Source organism: Cupriavidus sp. 94F1 (genome assembly GCF_057798875.1).
In genome coordinates this window covers 407,220-424,259 of the sequence record NZ_JBYOJT010000003.1, presented here as the reverse complement: position 1 = coordinate 424,259, position 17,040 = coordinate 407,220, and the positions used below count along the sequence as shown (strand labels likewise).

The following is a 17,040-nucleotide window of genomic DNA, read 5'->3' as shown; positions in this document are numbered from 1 at the left end:
AAAAAGCGAGGCAGGCGCCTCGCTTTTTTATTGGCTGGCCAGCTTGACGAGATTCTCGCCGGCCCGCTGTTTGCCCTCGTCGAGCAGGAAGTCGATGAAGGCGCGCACCTTGGTGGGCAGGAACTTGCGGCTCGGGTAGACCACGCTCACGTCGCGGCGCGGCAACTGGTACTGCGGCAGGATGTGCATCAGGCGTCCCGCCTCGATATTGGGCCGGGCCAGGTACGACGACAGCATCGCGATGCCCATATTGGCCAGCGCCGCCTGGTGTGCCAGTTCGGCGTTGCTGCAGAGCAGGCCCGGGCGAATCGGCACGGTCACCTCCCCTTCCGGCCCGGACAGCGTCCACTCATGCTCGGCCGTGGGAATGCGCATGGCGATGGCGCGATGATTGGACAGGTCGTGGGCGGTGCGCAGCGGCGGATGCTCGCGCAGATAGCCCGGCGAGGCGCACAGGATGATTTCGGCCGAGATCAGCGGCCGGGCCACCAAATGGGAACCGAGACCCAGGTCGGACAGCACCACGCCGACGTCGCGCCCTTCCTCGACGATATCGATCACACGGTCGGACAACTGCACGTCGAAGACCACGTCCGGGTAACGCTGGTGGAACCGCTCCAGGGTTTGCGGCAGCAAGTGCAGGCCGAACATGACCGGCGCCACCAGCCGCAGCGTGCCGGACAACGACTGGCTACGGGCGGTGACGATCGACTCCGCCTCTTCGACGTCTTCAAGAATCTGGGCGCAACGCTGCAGGTAGGTTTCGCCGGCGTCCGTCAGCGACAGGCTGCGCGTGGTGCGGTTCAGCAGTCGCGTGCCGAGATGGCTTTCCAGGTCGGCCACATAGCGTGTGACCACGGCGTTGGACATTTCCAGTTGCTGCGCCGCACGGGCGAAGCTGCCAAGTTCGACTACCTTGGCGAAGACGCGCATCGATTGCAGCCGATCCATGACATAGTCTCCCGCTTCCGCCGTGAACTTTTACACGGTACGGGTAGTTTATTGTTGAAACCACAATCAATCATTGTGGACGCGGCTATTTATTCATATCAGGGGAATGCCTAATATCACGCTAACCGATGCCGCGACGCAGCAATAGCCAGAACGGCGGCATCCTCGAATAAAGTGAAGGATTCGCCATGAACCGCCAAATCGCCCTGATCGCTGCAGCCGTTGTTGCCCTGTCCGCCGCACCCGCCTTCGCCAAGGCAGGCAAGTTCGACCCTTACACCGATGGCGCCAAGGCCACCCGCTTCGACCCGTACACCGACGGCGCGAAGGCCGGCAAGTTCGACACGTTCACGGACGGTGCCAAGGCTGGCAAGTTCGATTCGTTCACCGACGGCGCCAAGTCGTTCGACGTCTACTCGGACGGCGCCAAGATCTGATCCGCCAGGCATTCCGAAAAAAACCCGTACCGATTGGTACGGGTTTTTTGTTTTCTGACGGCGGGTGTCACACGACCCGCGTGGTTGGCCGATACGCACGCATCTTGGTGTCGGCCGTCAGCAACGTCATGCCGTCGTAAAAACGGGCCCCGCAGGGCCCGTTTTGGATTAATCGTGGTGGTGATGACGATGCTTGCTGCGCTTGTAGTAGCGGCGGTCATCGTCGTACGAGTTGCTGCGCGACACATTGCCGCCCAGTGCGGCGCCTGCTGCACCGCCCAGACCGGCGCCTACCAGGCCGCCGGTACGGCCGCCCATGGCGTTGCCGGCTGCGGTGCCTGCGCCGCCGCCCAGTGCGCCGCCGATGATGGCGCCGGTGCGTTCGCGGCGATTCGAGGTGAGTGCGCCGCCGGCGCCACCGCCGACTGCGCCGCCGATGATCGACCCGGTGCTACCGCCCAGGGCACCACCGACAGCGGCACCTGCCACGCCACCCAGGCCACCGCCGAGCGCGTTGTTCAGATCACCTCCTGCAAACGCCGGCAGCGTAGCCGCCGAGAGGGCAAGAGCCAGAGTCAGATTGCGGAGAGGATGGCGAGACATCGTGTTTTCCTTATGTGGTGTGTATCTGGAAACGGAGTGTAGAGAAGCAGCCCTACCCTTGCTGTAACTAGTTGTGAGGTGCTGTAACCCGCTGCAGAAACGGTATCGAACCGTTAAAAAACGATGTTCCGGCGCAACAGCGCGCCATGATACGTCACAAGCCAGCGCCGCGGACGGGCATGAAAAAGCGGCCCCGCAGGGCCGCTTTCTCCTGTTACCCGGGTGGCCGGGCCAGCGCCGCCGTCAGCAGCACTTGCCCTGCCCGCCCCCGTACCGGGCTTCCTGGCGTTCGCGGAAGAATTCCTCGTACGTCATGGGCGCGCGGTCCGGATGGGTGCTTTCCATATGGGCCACGTAGGTCTGGTAGTCGGGCAGGCCCACCATCAGCCGCAGCGACTGGCCCAGGTAACGTCCCATGTTTCCGATCTGATCCAGCATGAGTGGCTCCTTTGGGTCAGTGCGAGGCGGCCGATGCCTGGGCTGGCAGCGGTTCGAACGGCGTTTCGCGGTCGGTGCGCTTGCCCTGGTTGCGGGCCGACATGGCGGTCTTGAAGCCGTAGAAGACGATCGACAGCACCACGAACATGAACAGCGCGCACAGGCCGGCGTCCAGGTAGTCGTTGAAGACGATGCGGTGCATCTGCTCCATCGACTTGGCCGGCGCCAGCACCTTGCCTTCGGCAATCGCGGCGCTGAACTTCGACGCGTGCGTCAGGAAGCTCACCTTCGGGTCGGCGTCGAACAGCTTCTGCCAGCCGGCGGTCAGCGTGCAGACCAGCAGCCAGCAGGTGGGCAGCAGCGTCACCCAGGCGTACTGGCCGCGCTTCATCTTGACCAGCACGCAGGTGCCCAGCACCAGCGCCACAGCGGCCAGCATCTGGTTCGAGATACCGAACAGCGGCCACAGCGTGTTGATGCCGCCCAGCGGATCTACCACGCCCTGGTACAGGAAGTAGCCCCAGGCCGCCACGGTCAGCGCGGTGGCGATCAGGTTGGCTGGCAGTGATTCGGTGCGCTTCAGGGACGGCACGAAGCTGCCCAGCAGATCCTGCAGCATGAAGCGGCCGGCACGGGTACCGGCGTCAACCGCGGTCAGGATGAACAGCGCCTCGAACAGGATGGCGAAGTGGTACCAGAACGCCATCATGGCCTGGCCGCCCACCACCTGGTGCAGGATGTGCGCGATACCCACGGCTAGCGTCGGCGCGCCACCGGCACGCGAGATGATCGTATTTTCGCCAACATCCTTGGCGGTCTGGATCAGCACGTCCGGCGTGATCACGAAGCCCCAGGTCGACACGGCCTGGGCCACGGCCTCCGGCGTGGTGCCGATCACGGCCGCCGGGCTGTTCATCGCGAAGTACACGCCCGGTTCGATCACCGACGCGGCCACCAGGGCCATGATGGCGACGAACGACTCGGCCAGCATCGCGCCATAGCCGATGAAGCGCGCGTGCGTTTCGTTTTCCAGCAGCTTGGGCGTGGTGCCCGACGAGATCAGCGCGTGGAAACCCGACACCGCGCCGCAGGCGATGGTGATGAAAAGGAACGGGAACAGGTTGCCCGACCACACCGGGCCGCCGCCCTGCGCGAATTGCGTGAACGCGGGCATCTTCAGTTCCGGTGCCACGATCAGGATGCCGATGGCCAGCGCGATGATGGTGCCGATCTTCAGGAAGGTCGACAGGTAGTCGCGCGGTGCCAGCAGCAGCCACACGGGCAGCACGGCGGCGATGAAGCCGTAGATGATCAGCATCCACGTCAGCGCCTTGCCGTCGTACGTGAACAGCGGCGCCAGCGCGGCGCTTTCGTGCACATACTGGCCGCCGATGATCGCCAGCATCAGCAGCACGAAGCCGATCACCGACACCTCGCCGATGCGGCCCGGACGGATATAGCGCGTGTAGATGCCCATGAAGATGGCGATGGGGATGGTCACCGCCACGGTGAAGGTGCCCCACGGCGAGCCGGCCAGCGCCTTGACCACGATCAGCGCCAGCACCGCCAGGATGATGATCATGATCATGAAGCAGCCGAACAGCGCGATCAGGCCCGGCACGGTGCCCATTTCGGACTTCACCAGGTCGCCCAGCGAACGGCCGTCGCGGCGCGTGGAGATGAACAGGATCATGAAATCCTGCACCGCGCCGGCAAACACCACGCCGGCCAGGATCCACAGCATGCCGGGCATGTAGCCCATCTGCGCGGCCAGCACGGGGCCCACCAGCGGCCCGGCGCCGGCGATGGCGGCAAAGTGGTGGCCGAACAGCACCGCCTTGTTGGTCGGCACGTAGTCCAGGCCGTCGTTGTGGCGCCACGCGGGCGTCATGCGTTTGGGGTCGAGCTGCATCACCTTGTCGGCGATGAAGCGGCTGTAGTAGCGGTAGGCGATCAGGTAAATGCAGAGCGCGGCAACCACGATCCACAGTGCGCTGACGGCTTCACCGCGCGACAGCGCGACAGTGGCGAAGGCAAACGCGCCGAGTACGGCGACGGCCAGCCACAACAGGTGTTGTCCGATGCGATTCATGTTGAAGGGTCTCCTCAGACCGGCTGAAAGAACCTGCGGCGACAGGGAGCCCGGGCAGCGGGGGCGGTGCCGGATGGCGCCAACGACGATCGCGCGGAAAGGGAGTCTCCTGGATGTCTGCGGCGTCCGGTCTGTTTCTCGTCTGGACCCGGATCTTGTCGTGCAGGCAGGCAGTGCCCCCCAGGGGCGGGATCGCCTGGGCCAGGAAGCACCTACTGCGTCGGATTTGCGCCGCGGGCGGGCCCGGGCGCGTGTCCGGCGTGTAGTATTGACACCCGCCCATGTCGACACAAGCGCGAAACTACGCAACACCCTTGCGTAGTAGTACTTAGACCGACGAAATCAAGCGGCCTTCCCGGCATCGGTGTTTACCCCCGGTTCAGATGAAACTCCGCCAAAAGATACTTTTGCTCGCCGTGGCGCCCCTGGCTGTCGCGATGCTGGGCATTGCGCTGGCCGTGCGCTTCCAGGCCACCGCGCTGGCCCGCCACGAGCGCGCGCTGGTGGAAGCCGCCTACCTGCAGAGCAAGGAAACCGAGCTGCGCCACTATGTGGATCTAGCCCAGAGCGCCATCGCGCCGATGGTGCAGTCGGGCCGCACCGACGATGCCACGCGCCAGGCCGCCATGGCAGCCCTGGCCAGGCTCGACTACGGCCCCGACGGTTATTTCTTCGTCTATGACCTGCAGGGTCGGAATCTGATGCATCCGCGCCAGCCGGAACTGGTGGGCCAGGACCTGTGGCTCATGCGTGATCCGCAAGGCGCGTTGACGATCCAGAAACTGGTGACGGCGGCCAAGGCGGGCGGCGGCTCGGTGCGCTACATGTGGCAGAAGCCGTCGTCGAAACAGACCGTGCCCAAGCTGGGCTACGTGGTGGCCGTGCCCGGCTGGAGCTGGATGCTGGGCACCGGGATCTATCTGGACGATGTGGAGCAGACGCTGCGCCAGCTCGATGCACGCGCCGAGACCGATATCCGCGAGACCATGGCCTGGATCGGCGTGATTGCCGCCATCAGCATCCTGCTGGTGGCCGCCAGCGGGCTTGCGCTCAATATCAGCGAACACCGCGAGGCCGACGCCAAGCTGCGCCAGCTGGCCCAGCGCGTGGTGCAGTCGCAGGAGGAAGAACGCGCGCGGTTGTCGCGCGAACTGCACGACGGCATCGGCCAGTTGCTGGTGTCGGTCAAGCTGGTGCTGGAAGCCGCCGCCAACCGGATTCGGCTGGCGCCGTCCGAAGGCGCCTCGGTGGCACCCATCCTGGGCATGGCACTGAACCGGCTCGATTCCGCTTTCAATGAAGTACGACGTGTATCGCGCAACCTGCGGCCGGCCCTGCTGGACGACCTGGGCCTGTACGCGGCCCTGCAGCACCTGGCGCGCGAGATGCAGGCCGGCAGCACGCTGCGGGTGGAGGTCACGCAGACCGGACAGCCCCGCGAACTGGCCGATGAGCAGGCGACGGCGCTGTTCCGCATTGCGCAGGAGGCGCTGACCAATGTCGAACGGCACGCGCATGCCTCGCGCGTGGACGTAGAACTCGAATTTTCTCCATCGGCCACCCGCCTGACCGTGCGCGACAACGGCACCGGCTTCGACGTGGCCCGCATGCAGCACGACCCGCAGCGCGGCATCGGCTTGCGCAACCTGCGCGAACGCATGGCGGCGCTGGGCGGCCAGTTCGACATCGTGTCGATGCCGTCGGGCACGCGGCTCGTGGCGATGCTGCCGGTGGTCACGCTCCCTTCCGATATTCCGCTGTCCTGACCCCTATGACCGTTGCACACGACGACGAGCCCGTCATTCCGCCACCGACCGCCCAGGCCAGGGTCCTGCTGATCGACGACCACGCGCTGGTGCGCGACGGCATGCGCATGCACCTGACGCTACAGCCCGGCCTGGAGGTGGTAGGCGAAGCCGACGATGGCGAGGCCGCGCTGGCGTGGCTGGCCGGCGCCGGGCCGGCAAACCTGCCCGAGCTGGTGATCACCGACATCGGCATGCGCGGCATGGGCGGCATCGCGCTAGCCGGGGCGCTGCACGATGCCTATCCCGAAGTGGCTGTGCTGATCGTGTCGATGCACGACAACCTGGAATACGTGCGTCAGGCGATCCGGGCGGGCGCGCGCGGCTACGTGCTCAAGGACGCGCCGGCCGACGAACTGATGGCCGCCATCCAGGCCGTGCTGGCCGGGCGCGTGTTCTACAGTGCGCGCATCGCCCGCGGCATGGCCGAACATGCGATCAGCCCGCTAGACGCCCTGACGCCGCGCGAACGCGACATCCTCCACGGCATTGGCCGCGGCCAGTCCAACAAGGACATCGCGGCACGCCTGGGCGTATCGGTGCGCACCGTGGAAACCCATCGCCTGAACCTGAAACGCAAGCTCGGCATCGAAGGCCGCGCCGAGCTCGTGAAGTACGCCGTCCAGCAACTGGGGATCGAGAACGATCCGGCGTAGTTCGGGGTAGCCCTGCGCCGCCACGCCCAGGCACGTGCACGGCATCACTTGAAGAATCGTCCTATCTACAAGCGAACGCTTGCTGCGTAACGTCGCGGGATGTTGACGTGCGTTGCGCTGTTGCGGTGCCTTGCCTCGCACGTCGTGATCTGTTATAAAATCACAATTGATCTGATAAATGATCGCGACACCGAACTATAAGCGGCCCTTCCGGGACTTCGTCAAAAAGGCGCGCATTGCGTTGCAGAAGGCAATCGAAGACGAGGTGGAACTCGTTTGCGAAGACCCGGCCGCCGGCGAATCCAAAGCGGGCGACCTGGCAGGTATCCGGGTACACAAATTCCGGTTTCAGCGGCAGGAATACCTGATGGCCTATCGCTCGCCCACACCCGAGTTGGCCGCTGACGGCATAGACATAGACTTCGTCATGATCGACTTCTATCAGATGGGGCCGCACGAAAATTTCTATGACGCGCTGAAGAGGTATCTCAGGGCAGAGAGGAACGCATGAAGACCATGACAGCACAAACCTTGTTCAACGACCTGCGCCAGTTGCCCGAAGTCGAACGCGAAGCCTTCTTCGTGATGATTGGCCAACAGGCCTTTCGTGACGAGAATTTCAGCCACGACGAAGTGTTCGGCGACCTGGCCAACGCCGAATTTACGGCCAGCGAGGCTGCGGAGTATCTTGAAGTCTCGATGGCCACGTTTCGGCGCCTTGTCCGCGATGGGAAGCTGACGCCCCATGCCGAGGTTGGGCGTAGCCAGCTGTTTGCCGTGGCGGCGCTGGCGGCGTTCAAGCGCCAGCGCAAGGCCATCAAGGGCTGACCGCGCAGCGCCCCGGCAAACAAAAAAGCCGACCGGCAAGGCCGGTCGGCTTCGAGGCAGCGGGTGCGGCCGGGGATCAGCCCAGACGCTTGGCCAGTGCGGCCTTGGTTTCCACCAGGGCCGGCGGCAGGTTGTGCTTGAGCTGGGTGAACAGTTCGTCGTGCAGGGCCAGTTCCTTCTGCCAGGCGTCCTGGTCGATGGAAGTAACCAGGTCGAACTGCTCGGCCGTGAACGGCAGGCCGTCCCAGTTCAGGTCGGCGTAGCGCGGCGACGTGCCGAACACGTGGTCCACCCCCTGGCCGCGGCCTTCCACGCGGTCGATCATCCACGACAGCACGCGCATGTTTTCACCGAAGCCCGGCCACACGAAGTTGCCGTCGGCGTCCTTGCGGAACCAGTTCACGCAGTAGAACTTCGGCAGCCTGGCGCCTGCGGCTTCGAGCTTCTTGCCCAGCGCGAGCCAGTGGCCGAAGTAGTCGCTCATGTTGTAGCCGCAGAACGGCAGCATTGCGAACGGATCGCGGCGCACCACGCCTTGCTGGCCGGCGGCGGCGGCGGTGGTTTCCGAACCCATCGTGGCGGCCATGTACACGCCTTCGGTCCAGTTGCGGGCTTCGGTCACCAGCGGCACCGTGGTGCTGCGGCGGCCGCCAAAGATGAATGCATCGATGGCCACGCCAGCCGGGTTGTCCCAGTTTTCGTCGATCGACGGGCATTGCGAGGCCGGCGCCGTGAAGCGCGCGTTCGGGTGGGCAGCCTTGGCGCCGGTTTCCTTGGCGATGGCGGGCGTCCAGTCCTTGCCTTGCCAGTCGATCAGGTGTGCCGGGGCCTCCTTGGTCATGCCTTCCCACCACACGTCGCCGTCGTCGGTCAGCGCCACGTTGGTGAAGATGACGTTTTCCTTAAGGGTCGCCATCGCGTTGAAGTTGGTCTTCTCGCTGGTGCCCGGGGCTACGCCGAAGTAGCCGGCTTCGGGGTTGATCGCGTACAGGCGGCCGTCCTGGCCCGGCTTGATCCAGGCGATGTCGTCGCCGATCGTGGTGATCTTCCAGCCGTCGAAGCCCTTGGGCGGGATCAGCATGGCGAAGTTGGTCTTGCCGCAGGCCGACGGGAACGCGGCGGCCACGTGGTACTTCTTGCCTTCGGGCGAGGTCACGCCCAGGATCAGCATGTGCTCGGCCAGCCAGCCTTCGTCACGGCCCATCGTCGACGCGATGCGCAGGGCGAAGCACTTCTTGCCCAGCAGCGCATTGCCGCCGTAACCCGAGCCGAACGACCAGATCTCGCGCGATTCCGGGAAATGGACGATGTACTTCGTCGGATTGCAAGGCCAGGCCACGTCCTTCTCGCCGGCCGCCAGCGGCTTGCCCACGGTGTGGACGCACGGCACGAACTCGCCATCGGTGCCCAGCACGTCGTACACGGCGCGGCCCATGCGGGTCATGATGCGCATGTTCACGGCCACGTACGGCGAATCGGACAGTTCCACGCCGATGTGGGCGATCGGCGAACCCAGCGGGCCCATCGAGAACGGCACCACGTACATGGTGCGGCCGCGCATGCAGCCGTCGAACAGGCCGGCCAGCGTGGTGCGCATTTCGGCCGGGGCGGTCCAGTTGTTGGTCGGGCCCGCGTCTTCCTTCTTCTCGGAGCAGATGAAGGTGCGGTCTTCCACACGGGCGACGTCCGACGGATCGGACAGGGCCAGGAACGAATTCTTGCGCTTGGCCGGGTTCAGGCGGCGCATGGTGCCCGCGGCCACCATCTGCTCGCACAGGCGGTCGTATTCTTCCTGCGAGCCGTCGCACCAATAGATCTGGTCGGGTTTGGTGAGAGAGGCGATTTCTGCAACCCAGGCGACCAGTTTCTGGTTCTTTACCCAGGTCGGCACGTTCAGTGCCGGGGTGCCTTGCATGGTGGGATGGTTCATCTGACTGCTCCAAAGCAAAAGGGAAACCTTGTCATGCCCGATCAGGGTCGTTGCCGGGTCTGGCGGGGAAAGGCGGACGCCGGCGCGGCGTGCCACGTTGGGCATGGCGCACTCGTTCTGTGACCGTCACATCCCGTTACAACTCGGCGACGACCGATTCCGCGCAAATGGTCGCGGGGGCCCCTGCGGCTGCGCTACAGTTGCGCTTCGCCCGCTTTTGGCGGGCGGCAGGGTCCGGTCGGGCATTGTCCGGCGGCGAACAGGGGGCGGGAGCTGGGCTCGACCGCACTGTTGCGCCGCGGAGGCGGGCAAGAATACCACTGTACGGACGCCCTGTTTTTTGCTGCGCAGCATTGTCTCCCCTGCTGGAATGCCTGGAACGACCCGCGCAACCTGGCCGCGCGGGGCTTGCCCGCCGGGACTGTCATCTGTCAATGTTGCGTCAGGGATGTCAACAATACTGTCGGTCGCGCGCTGATTCTGTGGCCGCGCGCACCAAGCCCCCGAGGTCAACGAGTCACCCATGAAGATTGCCGTTCTCGACGATTACCAGGACGCTGTACGCAAGCTGCCGTGCTTTTCCCTGCTGGAAGGGCACGACGTCAAGGTCTTCAACAACACCGTCAAGGGCGTGGGCCAGCTGGCCGCGCGGCTGTCGGACGTGGAGGCGCTGGTCCTGATCCGCGAGCGCACGCGGGTGACGCGCCAATTGCTGGAAAAGTTGCCCAAGCTCAAGATCATCAGCCAGACCGGTCGTGCCGGCAGCCATGTGGATCTGGAGGCCTGTACCGACCGTGGCGTGGTGGTGCTGCAGGGTGTCGGGTCGCCGGTGGCGCCGGCGGAACTGACCTGGGCGCTGATCATGGCCGCCCAGCGGCGCATTCCGCAGTACGTGGCCAGCCTCAAGCACGGGGCGTGGCAGCAGTCGGGGCTGAAGTCGACCACCATGCCGCCCAACTTCGGCCTGGGCCAGGTCTTGCGCGGTCAGACGCTGGGCATCTGGGGATACGGCAAGATCGGCCGCCTGCTGGCCGGCTATGGGCGCGCCTTCGGCATGAACGTGCTGGTCTGGGGCCGCGAGGCGTCGCAACAGGGCGCCCGCGAGGACGGCCTGAATGTGGCCGAATCGGTCGAACAGCTCTTTACCGACAGCGATGTGCTGTCGCTGCACCTGCGCCTGGCCGACGAGACGCGCGGCATCGTCAAGCTGGCCGACCTGCAGCGCATGAAGCCGACGGCTCTCTTCGTCAACACAAGCCGCGCCGAGCTGATCGAGGAAAACGCGCTGGTGGCGGCGCTGAACCGGGGGCGCCCGGGCATGGCGGCCATCGATGTCTTCGAGTCGGAGCCGATCCTGCAGGGCCACGCGCTGCTGCGCATGGAAAACTGCATCTGCACGCCGCACCTGGGGTATGTGGAGCGCGACAGCTACGAGCTGTACTTCCGCACCGCCTTCCAGAACATCCTCGACGTGCTGGAAGGCAAGCACGACAGCATCGTCAATCCCAAGGCGCTCACGCCCGCGCTGAACCGCTGAACCGCTGAACCCCGGCGGACCGGCCGGGCGCCGTTTCTGCGGCGCAGGCCACCCCGGACAGACGCCGCCGCGTGCCCCCCGCGTGCCCGCCGCGTGCGTCTGTTTGCCCACATTCCACCCCTTCCAGCGAGCGGACGAGCCGGTACACTCGGATCAAAACGTCAGCGCGTGGCACCTGCGTCCCGGTGCATGCGCGCAGGCCCCGCACACGCAAGGAGGGCGTCCCGTGGCCGAATCCGATCCGCGTCCCAATCCCGCAGGCGCCGGTGGCACGGCCGTTGGCCGTCTGCTGGCGATCAATGTCGGCGTGGCCCTGCCCCTGGTGGTGGCCGGGGCCGGCACCGAGGCCGTCGTCATGTCGGCCATCCGCAAGCATCCGCTCAGTACCCTGCATCATCCGATCGCCGTGGGCGTGCACCGCCTGGGGCTGGCGGGCGACGAACAGGTGGACCGCACCATCCATGGCGGACCGGGCCGGGCCGTGTATGCCTATCCGATCGAACACTACACATGGTGGAACACGCGCCGCCGCGAGGCCGGCGTGGAAGAAGCCGAGCGGCCGCTGGCCTTTGGCGCGCTGGGTGAAAACCTGACGACCCAGGGCCTGCTGGAGACCGCGCTGTGGGTGGGTGACCGAGTGCGCGTCGGGGAGGTCGATTTTGTGGTGGAATCGCCACGCCGTCCCTGTTACAAGCTCAACGCCGCGATGGGCTATGCGCAGGCCGTGCGGGACATGACGCACAGCGGCTTTTCCGGCGTCTACCTGAGCGTGGCCCGGCCGGGCGTGATCCGCGCCGGCGACACCCTGCTGCTGTTGCCCGGCCCCCGGCAGATCCCGCTGGCCTGCCTGAACCCGCGCCCCGGCGCGTGATTCGCCGCCGGGCGGGACGCAGCGCGGGCAAGACCGCGTTAGTCCCAAGTGGAGTCGTCGCGCTTTTCTGATAATGTTTTGCTTCAGATACAAGCAATTCGACCGACTCTTTCCCGCTGGTCCGGACATCCTCCCCCGAGATGCTGTAATGGCTTGTAATACATCGTACTTTGCCTAGAAAGGGCAATGCGGTACTAGTAGCGATTTGCGCGGGCATGACCGGATCCAAGAATCCGCGGCCATTTGGGGAGCGCGCCATGCGGCATTTGAGGGTCCTCACATGAAATCAGACGGGATCGACCAGCCGAAGGGCTTCGTCGATGGTAACTGGAGCGCGTCCACTTCGACGGGACGCGGCCGCGCTTTGCCCTGGGTGGCCATCGCAGGGCTGGTGGTTCTGGCACTGGCAGGCTGGTTTGGCTGGAAGGCGTGGCTGGCGCCGAAACCGGCGGCCAAGGGGCCGGCCGTCACCACGGTGAGCACCGCCGTGGTCCGTCAGTCGGACGTGCCCGTGGAGGTCACCGCCAACGGCACCGTGACCGCGATGCAGACCGTGGACGTGCGTCCGCAGGTTTCCAGCACCGTGCGTACCGTCCATATCAAGGAAGGCCAGTCCGTGAAGCCGGGCGACCTGCTGTTCACGCTGGACACGCGCATGGACGAGGCCAACCTGGCCCGCGCACGCGCCCAGCTGATGCGCGACCAGGCCGACCTGGCCGATGCACGCCGCACGCTGACCCGCAGCCAGGAGCTGCTGCAGCGCAATTTCATTTCGCGCAGCGCGGTGGATACCGCCCAGGCCAAGGTGGACGGCTTCGAGGCCACGATCCGGGCCGACCAGGCGGCCATCGAGGCCGGGCGGGTCGCCGTCAGCTACGGGCAGATCCGCGCCACCATCGGCGGCCGGACCGGGGTGATCAACGTGTTTCCGGGCTCGCTCGTGACGCCGGCCAACACCACCACCACGCCCGCGATGGTGACGATTGCCCAGATCGCGCCGATCACGGTCATGTTCACGCTGCCCGAGCGCCAGCTGGCCTCGCTGCGCGAGGCGCTGCAGGCGGGCCCGGTGACGGTATCCGCGCAACCCAATGACGGCAATCCGGCCCCGGTGAGCGGCAAGATCACGTTCGTCGACAACACGGTGGACCCGCAGTACGGCAGCATCCGCGTCAAGGCGATGTTCCCCAACGACGAGCACCGGCTCTGGCCCGGCACCTACGCCAACGTGAACGCCACGGTGCAGGTGCTGAAGAATGCGCTGAGCGTGCCGCCGCAGGCCGTGGTGACGGGGCCGGAAGGCCGCTTTGTCTATATCGTGCAGCCCGACAGCAAGGTGGCCCGCGTGCCGGTCAAGGTGGTGGTGACCACCGCCGCCGCCGCCGTGGTGGAAGGCGTGCAGCCGGGTGCCCGCGTGGTGACCGAAGGCGCCCAGAACCTGCGTCCGGGCACGCTGGTGCGCGAGGCCGCCGCGCGTGGCGCTTCGGCCCCGGCCGCCGCAGCGCCGGCATCGGCCAATCGCGGACATTAAGACCATGTCGCTGTCTGAGCTCTGTATCCGCCGGCCCGTGATGACGGTGCTGCTGTGCCTGGCCGTCATCGTCACGGGCATCGTGCTGTACCCGACCATTCCGATCGCGGCCCTGCCCAGCTTCAATTCGCCCGTGATCCAGGTCACGGCCACGCTGCCCGGCGCCAGCCCCGAGACCATGGCCGCGTCGGTGGCCACGCAGCTGGAGAAGCAGTTCGCCACGATTCCGGGCGTGACGGTGATCAGCTCGTCGAACACGCTTGGCAATTCGAGCATCACGATTGAATTCAACAGCGACCGCAATATCGACGACGCGGCCGTGGACGTGCAGGCCGCGCTGTTCCGCGCGCAGCGGTCGCTGCCGATCGAGATGACGGTGCCGCCGTCGTACCGCAAGGTGAACCCGGCCGATGCGCCGGTGATCCTGCTGGCGATCAACTCGCCGTCGATGAGCCTGGGCGAACTGAACGCGTTTGGCGACAACCTGATCTCGCCCACGCTGGCCACGCTGCCCGGCGTGGCGCAGGTGCAGATCTTCGGCCAGAAGCGTTTTTCGGTGCGCGTGCGCGCCCACCCCGACGCGCTGGCGGCCCGTGGCATGACGCTCGACGAGCTGGCCACCGCCCTCAATCGCGCCAACGCGAACACGCCGGTGGGTACGCTGGACGGCGCGCGCCAGACGCTGACCATCCAGGCCAACCGCCAGATGACCAGCGCCGACGCCTTCCGCAACATCATCGTGGCCAGCCAGCCCAGCGGCGCCGTGGTGCGGCTGTCTGACGTGGCCGACGTGGAAGACAGCGTCGAGACGATCAAGACCGGCAGCTGGCTCAACAACGAGCGGTCGATCGTGCTGGCCGTGCTGCGCCAGCCTGACGCCAATACGGTGGCCGTGGTCGATGCCATCAAGGGCGCGCTGCCGCGCCTGGTGCAGCAGATGCCGGGGTCGGTCAACGTGAGCGTGGTGAACGACCGCTCGAACTCGATCCGCGAGTCGATCCACGACGTGCAGTTCACGCTGGCGCTGACCGTGGCGCTGGTGGTGATGGTGATCTTCCTGTTCCTGCGCCGGGCGGCGGCCACGCTGATTCCCACGGTGTCGCTGCCGATTTCGCTGATCGGCACCGTGGCGCTGATGAAGGCGTTTGGCTACAGCCTGGACAACGTGTCGCTGCTGGCCATCACGCTGGCCGTGGGCCTGGTGGTGGACGATGCCATCGTGATGCTCGAGAACATCGTGCGCCACATCGAGGAAGGCGTGCCGCCGCTGAAGGCGGCGCTGGTGGGGTCACGCGAGATGGGCTTCACCATCCTGTCGATCTCGATCTCGCTGGTGGCGGTGTTCATCCCGATCTTCTTCATGCCCGGCGTGATCGGCCTGCTGTTCCACGAATTCGCCGCGGTGGTGTCGCTTTCGATCCTGGTGTCGGCGCTGGTGTCCCTGACGCTGATTCCAATGCTGTGCGCGCGCTTCCTGTCGGCCGAAAACGTACCGGTGGACGAATCGCAACATGCCTATGGGGATCACGCGCCCGGCGCGCCCGTGCATCACGTGCAGCAGAAGCAGACCATCGGCCTGCGCGCCACGCAGTGGTTCGAAGACCTGTTCGAGTGGACGCTGCACAAGTATGCGCGTGGCCTGGACTGGTGCCTGGCGCACCGCCGCGTGGTGCTGGCGGCAGCGGGTTTGACGTTCGTGCTGACCGCCGTGCTGTTCGTGAAGATTCCCAAGGGTTTCTTCCCGGAGGAAGACATTGGCCAGATCCAGGTCAACGCCGAAGGCCCGCAGGATATCTCGTTCGACGCCATGTCAGACCGCCTGCGCGATGCGGCCGAGCGCATCCGCGCCAACCCTGCGGTGAAGAGCGTGGTGGCGTCGATTGGCGGCGGCCCGTCGCCGGCCATCAACACGGGCCGCATGTTCGTGGAGCTGAAGCCGCTGGGCGAGCGACCGAAGATGCCACAGGTGGTGGAATCGCTGCGCAAGGATGTGTCGGGCGTGCCGGGCCTGCAGGTGTACTTCTCGCCGGTGCAGAACCTGCGCCTGGGCGGCCGCCAGAGCAAGAGCCGCTACCAGTACACGCTGCAGAGCGTGAAGTCGGGCCAGTTGCAGGAGTACAGCGACAAGCTGATGGCGAAGATGCGCGCCGAGCCGGTATTCCGCGACGTGACCAGCGATTCGCAGCAGTCGGGCCTGGAGGCCCAGTTGACCATCGACCGCGACAAGGCCAACGCGATGGGCGTGCAGATGCAGGACGTCCGGGCGGCGCTGTACACGGCCTTTGGCGAACGCCAGGTGTCGACGATCTATACGCCAATCGACAACTACTACGTGATCCTCACCGCCGCCGATGTCGATCGTGTGGACGAGACCGCTTTCTCCAAGCTCTACGTGCGCAGCAAGACCGGGCAGATGGTGCCGGTGTCGGCGTTTGCCACGACCGAGCGCCGGGTGGGCCCGATTGCGGTGAACCACCAGGGCCAGCTGCCGTCGGTGACCGTGTCGTTCAACCTGGCGCCGGGCGCGGCGCTGGGCGATGCCTCGAAGCTGATCGACCGCTTCAGCCGCGAAATCGAGATGCCGTCGTCGATCTTCACCAGCTGGGGCGGCGACGCCGCCGTGTTCCAGTCGTCGCAGGCCACGCAGGTGGTGCTGCTGGTGGCGGCCATCGCGGTCATCTACACGCTGCTGGGCGTGCTCTACGAGAGCTACATCCATCCGCTGACCATCCTGGCCGGGCTGCCGTCGGCGGCCATCGGCGCGTTGCTGACGCTGTTCCTCTTTAACGTCGAACTGTCGCTGATTGCAACAATCGGCGTGCTGATGCTGATCGGCATCGTCAAGAAAAACGCAATCATGATGATCGACTTCGCGCTGGCGGCCCAGCGCGAACAAGGGATGGCGCCGAGCAGGGCCATCCGCCAGGCCTGCCTGCTGCGCTTCCGCCCGATCATGATGACCACGTTCGCCGCCGTGATGGGTGCCCTCCCGCTGGCCCTGGGCCTGGGTGCCGGCGCCGAACTGCGCCAGCCGCTGGGCCTGGCCGTGGTGGGCGGCCTGCTGTTCTCGCAGGTCATCACGCTGTTCATCACGCCGGTGATCTACCTGGCGCTGGACCGCTACTCGGGCACCGGCCCGCTGCAGATCGACTCCGAAGGCAATCCGCTGGAAGAGAAGCAGCCCGAGGCGGTTGCACACTGACTGACACCACGCGTGCGCCCCCGTCCCGCGCGGGACGGGGCGCCATTCCGGTCCCCCATCCCCGCCTTCCCTCCGACTGATTCCCGAGAACAGGTGCGCAATTCACCTGTCACAGCCATCGTGCCGATGCTATCTTGGCTGGCCCGGGGCCTTGCCTTG

Annotated in this window: 14 protein-coding genes; 9 read left to right on the top strand and 5 right to left on the bottom strand. The window is 65.9% G+C overall.

Annotation, left to right across the window (positions count from 1 at the left end):
* Window positions 1-27: 27 nt before the first annotated feature.
* Entirely contained in the window at window positions 28-951 is a 924-nt protein-coding gene (locus AC3FJ6_RS09655; protein ID WP_092600569.1) for a LysR family transcriptional regulator, read from the bottom strand.
* 188 nt (window positions 952-1,139) lie between these two features.
* Between AC3FJ6_RS09655 and AC3FJ6_RS09650 the strand changes: the two genes are divergently transcribed.
* The gene (locus AC3FJ6_RS09650) at window positions 1,140-1,388 is read left to right on the top strand and encodes a hypothetical protein (RefSeq protein ID WP_153946273.1); all 249 of its coding nucleotides are present in this window, start codon (window positions 1,140-1,142) and stop codon (window positions 1,386-1,388) included.
* Between the two features lie 168 nt (window positions 1,389-1,556).
* Here AC3FJ6_RS09650 and AC3FJ6_RS09645 read toward each other — a convergent pair whose 3' ends face one another.
* From AC3FJ6_RS09645 to AC3FJ6_RS09635, 3 genes are all read right to left on the bottom strand, one after another.
* The gene (locus tag AC3FJ6_RS09645; RefSeq protein WP_153946272.1) at window positions 1,557-1,991 is read right to left on the bottom strand and encodes a hypothetical protein; all 435 of its coding nucleotides are present in this window, start codon (window positions 1,989-1,991) and stop codon (window positions 1,557-1,559) included.
* Window positions 1,992-2,234: 243 nt separating this feature from the next.
* The gene (locus AC3FJ6_RS09640; protein ID WP_066734504.1) at window positions 2,235-2,429 is read right to left on the bottom strand and encodes a YbdD/YjiX family protein; all 195 of its coding nucleotides are present in this window, start codon (window positions 2,427-2,429) and stop codon (window positions 2,235-2,237) included.
* Window positions 2,430-2,445: 16 nt separating this feature from the next.
* Window positions 2,446-4,521, bottom strand: a complete 2,076-nt coding sequence (locus AC3FJ6_RS09635) for a carbon starvation CstA family protein (protein WP_400393281.1) — start codon at window positions 4,519-4,521, stop codon at window positions 2,446-2,448.
* Between the two features lie 383 nt (window positions 4,522-4,904).
* On the opposite strand from AC3FJ6_RS09635, the gene AC3FJ6_RS09630 reads away from it, so the two are divergent.
* The 4 genes from AC3FJ6_RS09630 to AC3FJ6_RS09615 all read left to right on the top strand — a co-directional run bounded on the left by AC3FJ6_RS09630 (window position 4,905) and on the right by AC3FJ6_RS09615 (window position 7,810).
* Window positions 4,905-6,287, top strand: coding sequence for a cache domain-containing protein (locus AC3FJ6_RS09630; protein WP_488771658.1), 1,383 nt, complete (start codon window positions 4,905-4,907; stop codon window positions 6,285-6,287).
* A gap of 5 nt (window positions 6,288-6,292) precedes the next feature.
* Window positions 6,293-6,982, top strand: a complete 690-nt coding sequence (locus tag AC3FJ6_RS09625) for a response regulator (RefSeq protein ID WP_153946269.1) — start codon at window positions 6,293-6,295, stop codon at window positions 6,980-6,982.
* A gap of 178 nt (window positions 6,983-7,160) precedes the next feature.
* A complete protein-coding gene (locus AC3FJ6_RS09620; protein ID WP_488771657.1) occupies window positions 7,161-7,493 on the top strand; it encodes a type II toxin-antitoxin system RelE/ParE family toxin in 333 nt (110 codons plus the stop codon).
* A 5-nt stretch (window positions 7,494-7,498) separates the two neighbouring features.
* A complete protein-coding gene (locus AC3FJ6_RS09615) occupies window positions 7,499-7,810 on the top strand; it encodes a helix-turn-helix domain-containing protein (RefSeq protein WP_488771656.1) in 312 nt (103 codons plus the stop codon).
* A gap of 76 nt (window positions 7,811-7,886) precedes the next feature.
* Here AC3FJ6_RS09615 and AC3FJ6_RS09610 read toward each other — a convergent pair whose 3' ends face one another.
* Window positions 7,887-9,740: a phosphoenolpyruvate carboxykinase (GTP) gene (locus tag AC3FJ6_RS09610; protein WP_488771655.1), complete on the bottom strand. Its 1,854-nt coding sequence runs from the start codon at window positions 9,738-9,740 to the stop codon at window positions 7,887-7,889.
* Window positions 9,741-10,263: 523 nt separating this feature from the next.
* Here AC3FJ6_RS09610 and AC3FJ6_RS09605 point away from each other — a divergent pair.
* The 4 genes from AC3FJ6_RS09605 to AC3FJ6_RS09590 all read left to right on the top strand — a co-directional run bounded on the left by AC3FJ6_RS09605 (window position 10,264) and on the right by AC3FJ6_RS09590 (window position 16,881).
* Window positions 10,264-11,277, top strand: a complete 1,014-nt coding sequence (locus tag AC3FJ6_RS09605; RefSeq protein ID WP_153946266.1) for a D-2-hydroxyacid dehydrogenase family protein — start codon at window positions 10,264-10,266, stop codon at window positions 11,275-11,277.
* A 226-nt stretch (window positions 11,278-11,503) separates the two neighbouring features.
* The gene (locus AC3FJ6_RS09600) at window positions 11,504-12,148 is read left to right on the top strand and encodes an MOSC domain-containing protein (protein ID WP_488771654.1); all 645 of its coding nucleotides are present in this window, start codon (window positions 11,504-11,506) and stop codon (window positions 12,146-12,148) included.
* A gap of 280 nt (window positions 12,149-12,428) precedes the next feature.
* Window positions 12,429-13,679, top strand: a complete 1,251-nt coding sequence (locus AC3FJ6_RS09595; protein WP_488771653.1) for an efflux RND transporter periplasmic adaptor subunit — start codon at window positions 12,429-12,431, stop codon at window positions 13,677-13,679.
* Window positions 13,680-13,683: 4 nt separating this feature from the next.
* On the top strand, window positions 13,684-16,881 hold the full coding sequence (locus AC3FJ6_RS09590) for an efflux RND transporter permease subunit (RefSeq protein ID WP_488771652.1): 3,198 nt from the start codon (window positions 13,684-13,686) through the stop codon (window positions 16,879-16,881).
* Window positions 16,882-17,040 lie beyond the last annotated feature (159 nt).

What these genes read in the sequence shown, in the direction of transcription:
- AC3FJ6_RS09655 (WP_092600569.1), bottom strand. Translation starts at nt 951, where the DNA reads ATGGATCGGCTGCAATCGATGCGCGTCTTCGCCAAGGTAGTCGAACTT.
- AC3FJ6_RS09650 (WP_153946273.1), top strand. Translation starts at nt 1,140, where the DNA reads ATGAACCGCCAAATCGCCCTGATCGCTGCAGCCGTTGTTGCCCTGTCC.
- AC3FJ6_RS09645 (WP_153946272.1), bottom strand. Translation starts at nt 1,991, where the DNA reads ATGTCTCGCCATCCTCTCCGCAATCTGACTCTGGCTCTTGCCCTCTCG.
- AC3FJ6_RS09640 (WP_066734504.1), bottom strand. Translation starts at nt 2,429, where the DNA reads ATGCTGGATCAGATCGGAAACATGGGACGTTACCTGGGCCAGTCGCTG.
- AC3FJ6_RS09635 (WP_400393281.1), bottom strand. Translation starts at nt 4,521, where the DNA reads ATGAATCGCATCGGACAACACCTGTTGTGGCTGGCCGTCGCCGTACTC.
- AC3FJ6_RS09630 (WP_488771658.1), top strand. Translation starts at nt 4,905, where the DNA reads ATGAAACTCCGCCAAAAGATACTTTTGCTCGCCGTGGCGCCCCTGGCT.
- AC3FJ6_RS09625 (WP_153946269.1), top strand. Translation starts at nt 6,293, where the DNA reads ATGACCGTTGCACACGACGACGAGCCCGTCATTCCGCCACCGACCGCC.
- AC3FJ6_RS09620 (WP_488771657.1), top strand. Translation starts at nt 7,161, where the DNA reads ATGATCGCGACACCGAACTATAAGCGGCCCTTCCGGGACTTCGTCAAA.
- AC3FJ6_RS09615 (WP_488771656.1), top strand. Translation starts at nt 7,499, where the DNA reads ATGACAGCACAAACCTTGTTCAACGACCTGCGCCAGTTGCCCGAAGTC.
- AC3FJ6_RS09610 (WP_488771655.1), bottom strand. Translation starts at nt 9,740, where the DNA reads ATGAACCATCCCACCATGCAAGGCACCCCGGCACTGAACGTGCCGACC.
- AC3FJ6_RS09605 (WP_153946266.1), top strand. Translation starts at nt 10,264, where the DNA reads ATGAAGATTGCCGTTCTCGACGATTACCAGGACGCTGTACGCAAGCTG.
- AC3FJ6_RS09595 (WP_488771653.1), top strand. Translation starts at nt 12,429, where the DNA reads ATGAAATCAGACGGGATCGACCAGCCGAAGGGCTTCGTCGATGGTAAC.
- AC3FJ6_RS09590 (WP_488771652.1), top strand. Translation starts at nt 13,684, where the DNA reads ATGTCGCTGTCTGAGCTCTGTATCCGCCGGCCCGTGATGACGGTGCTG.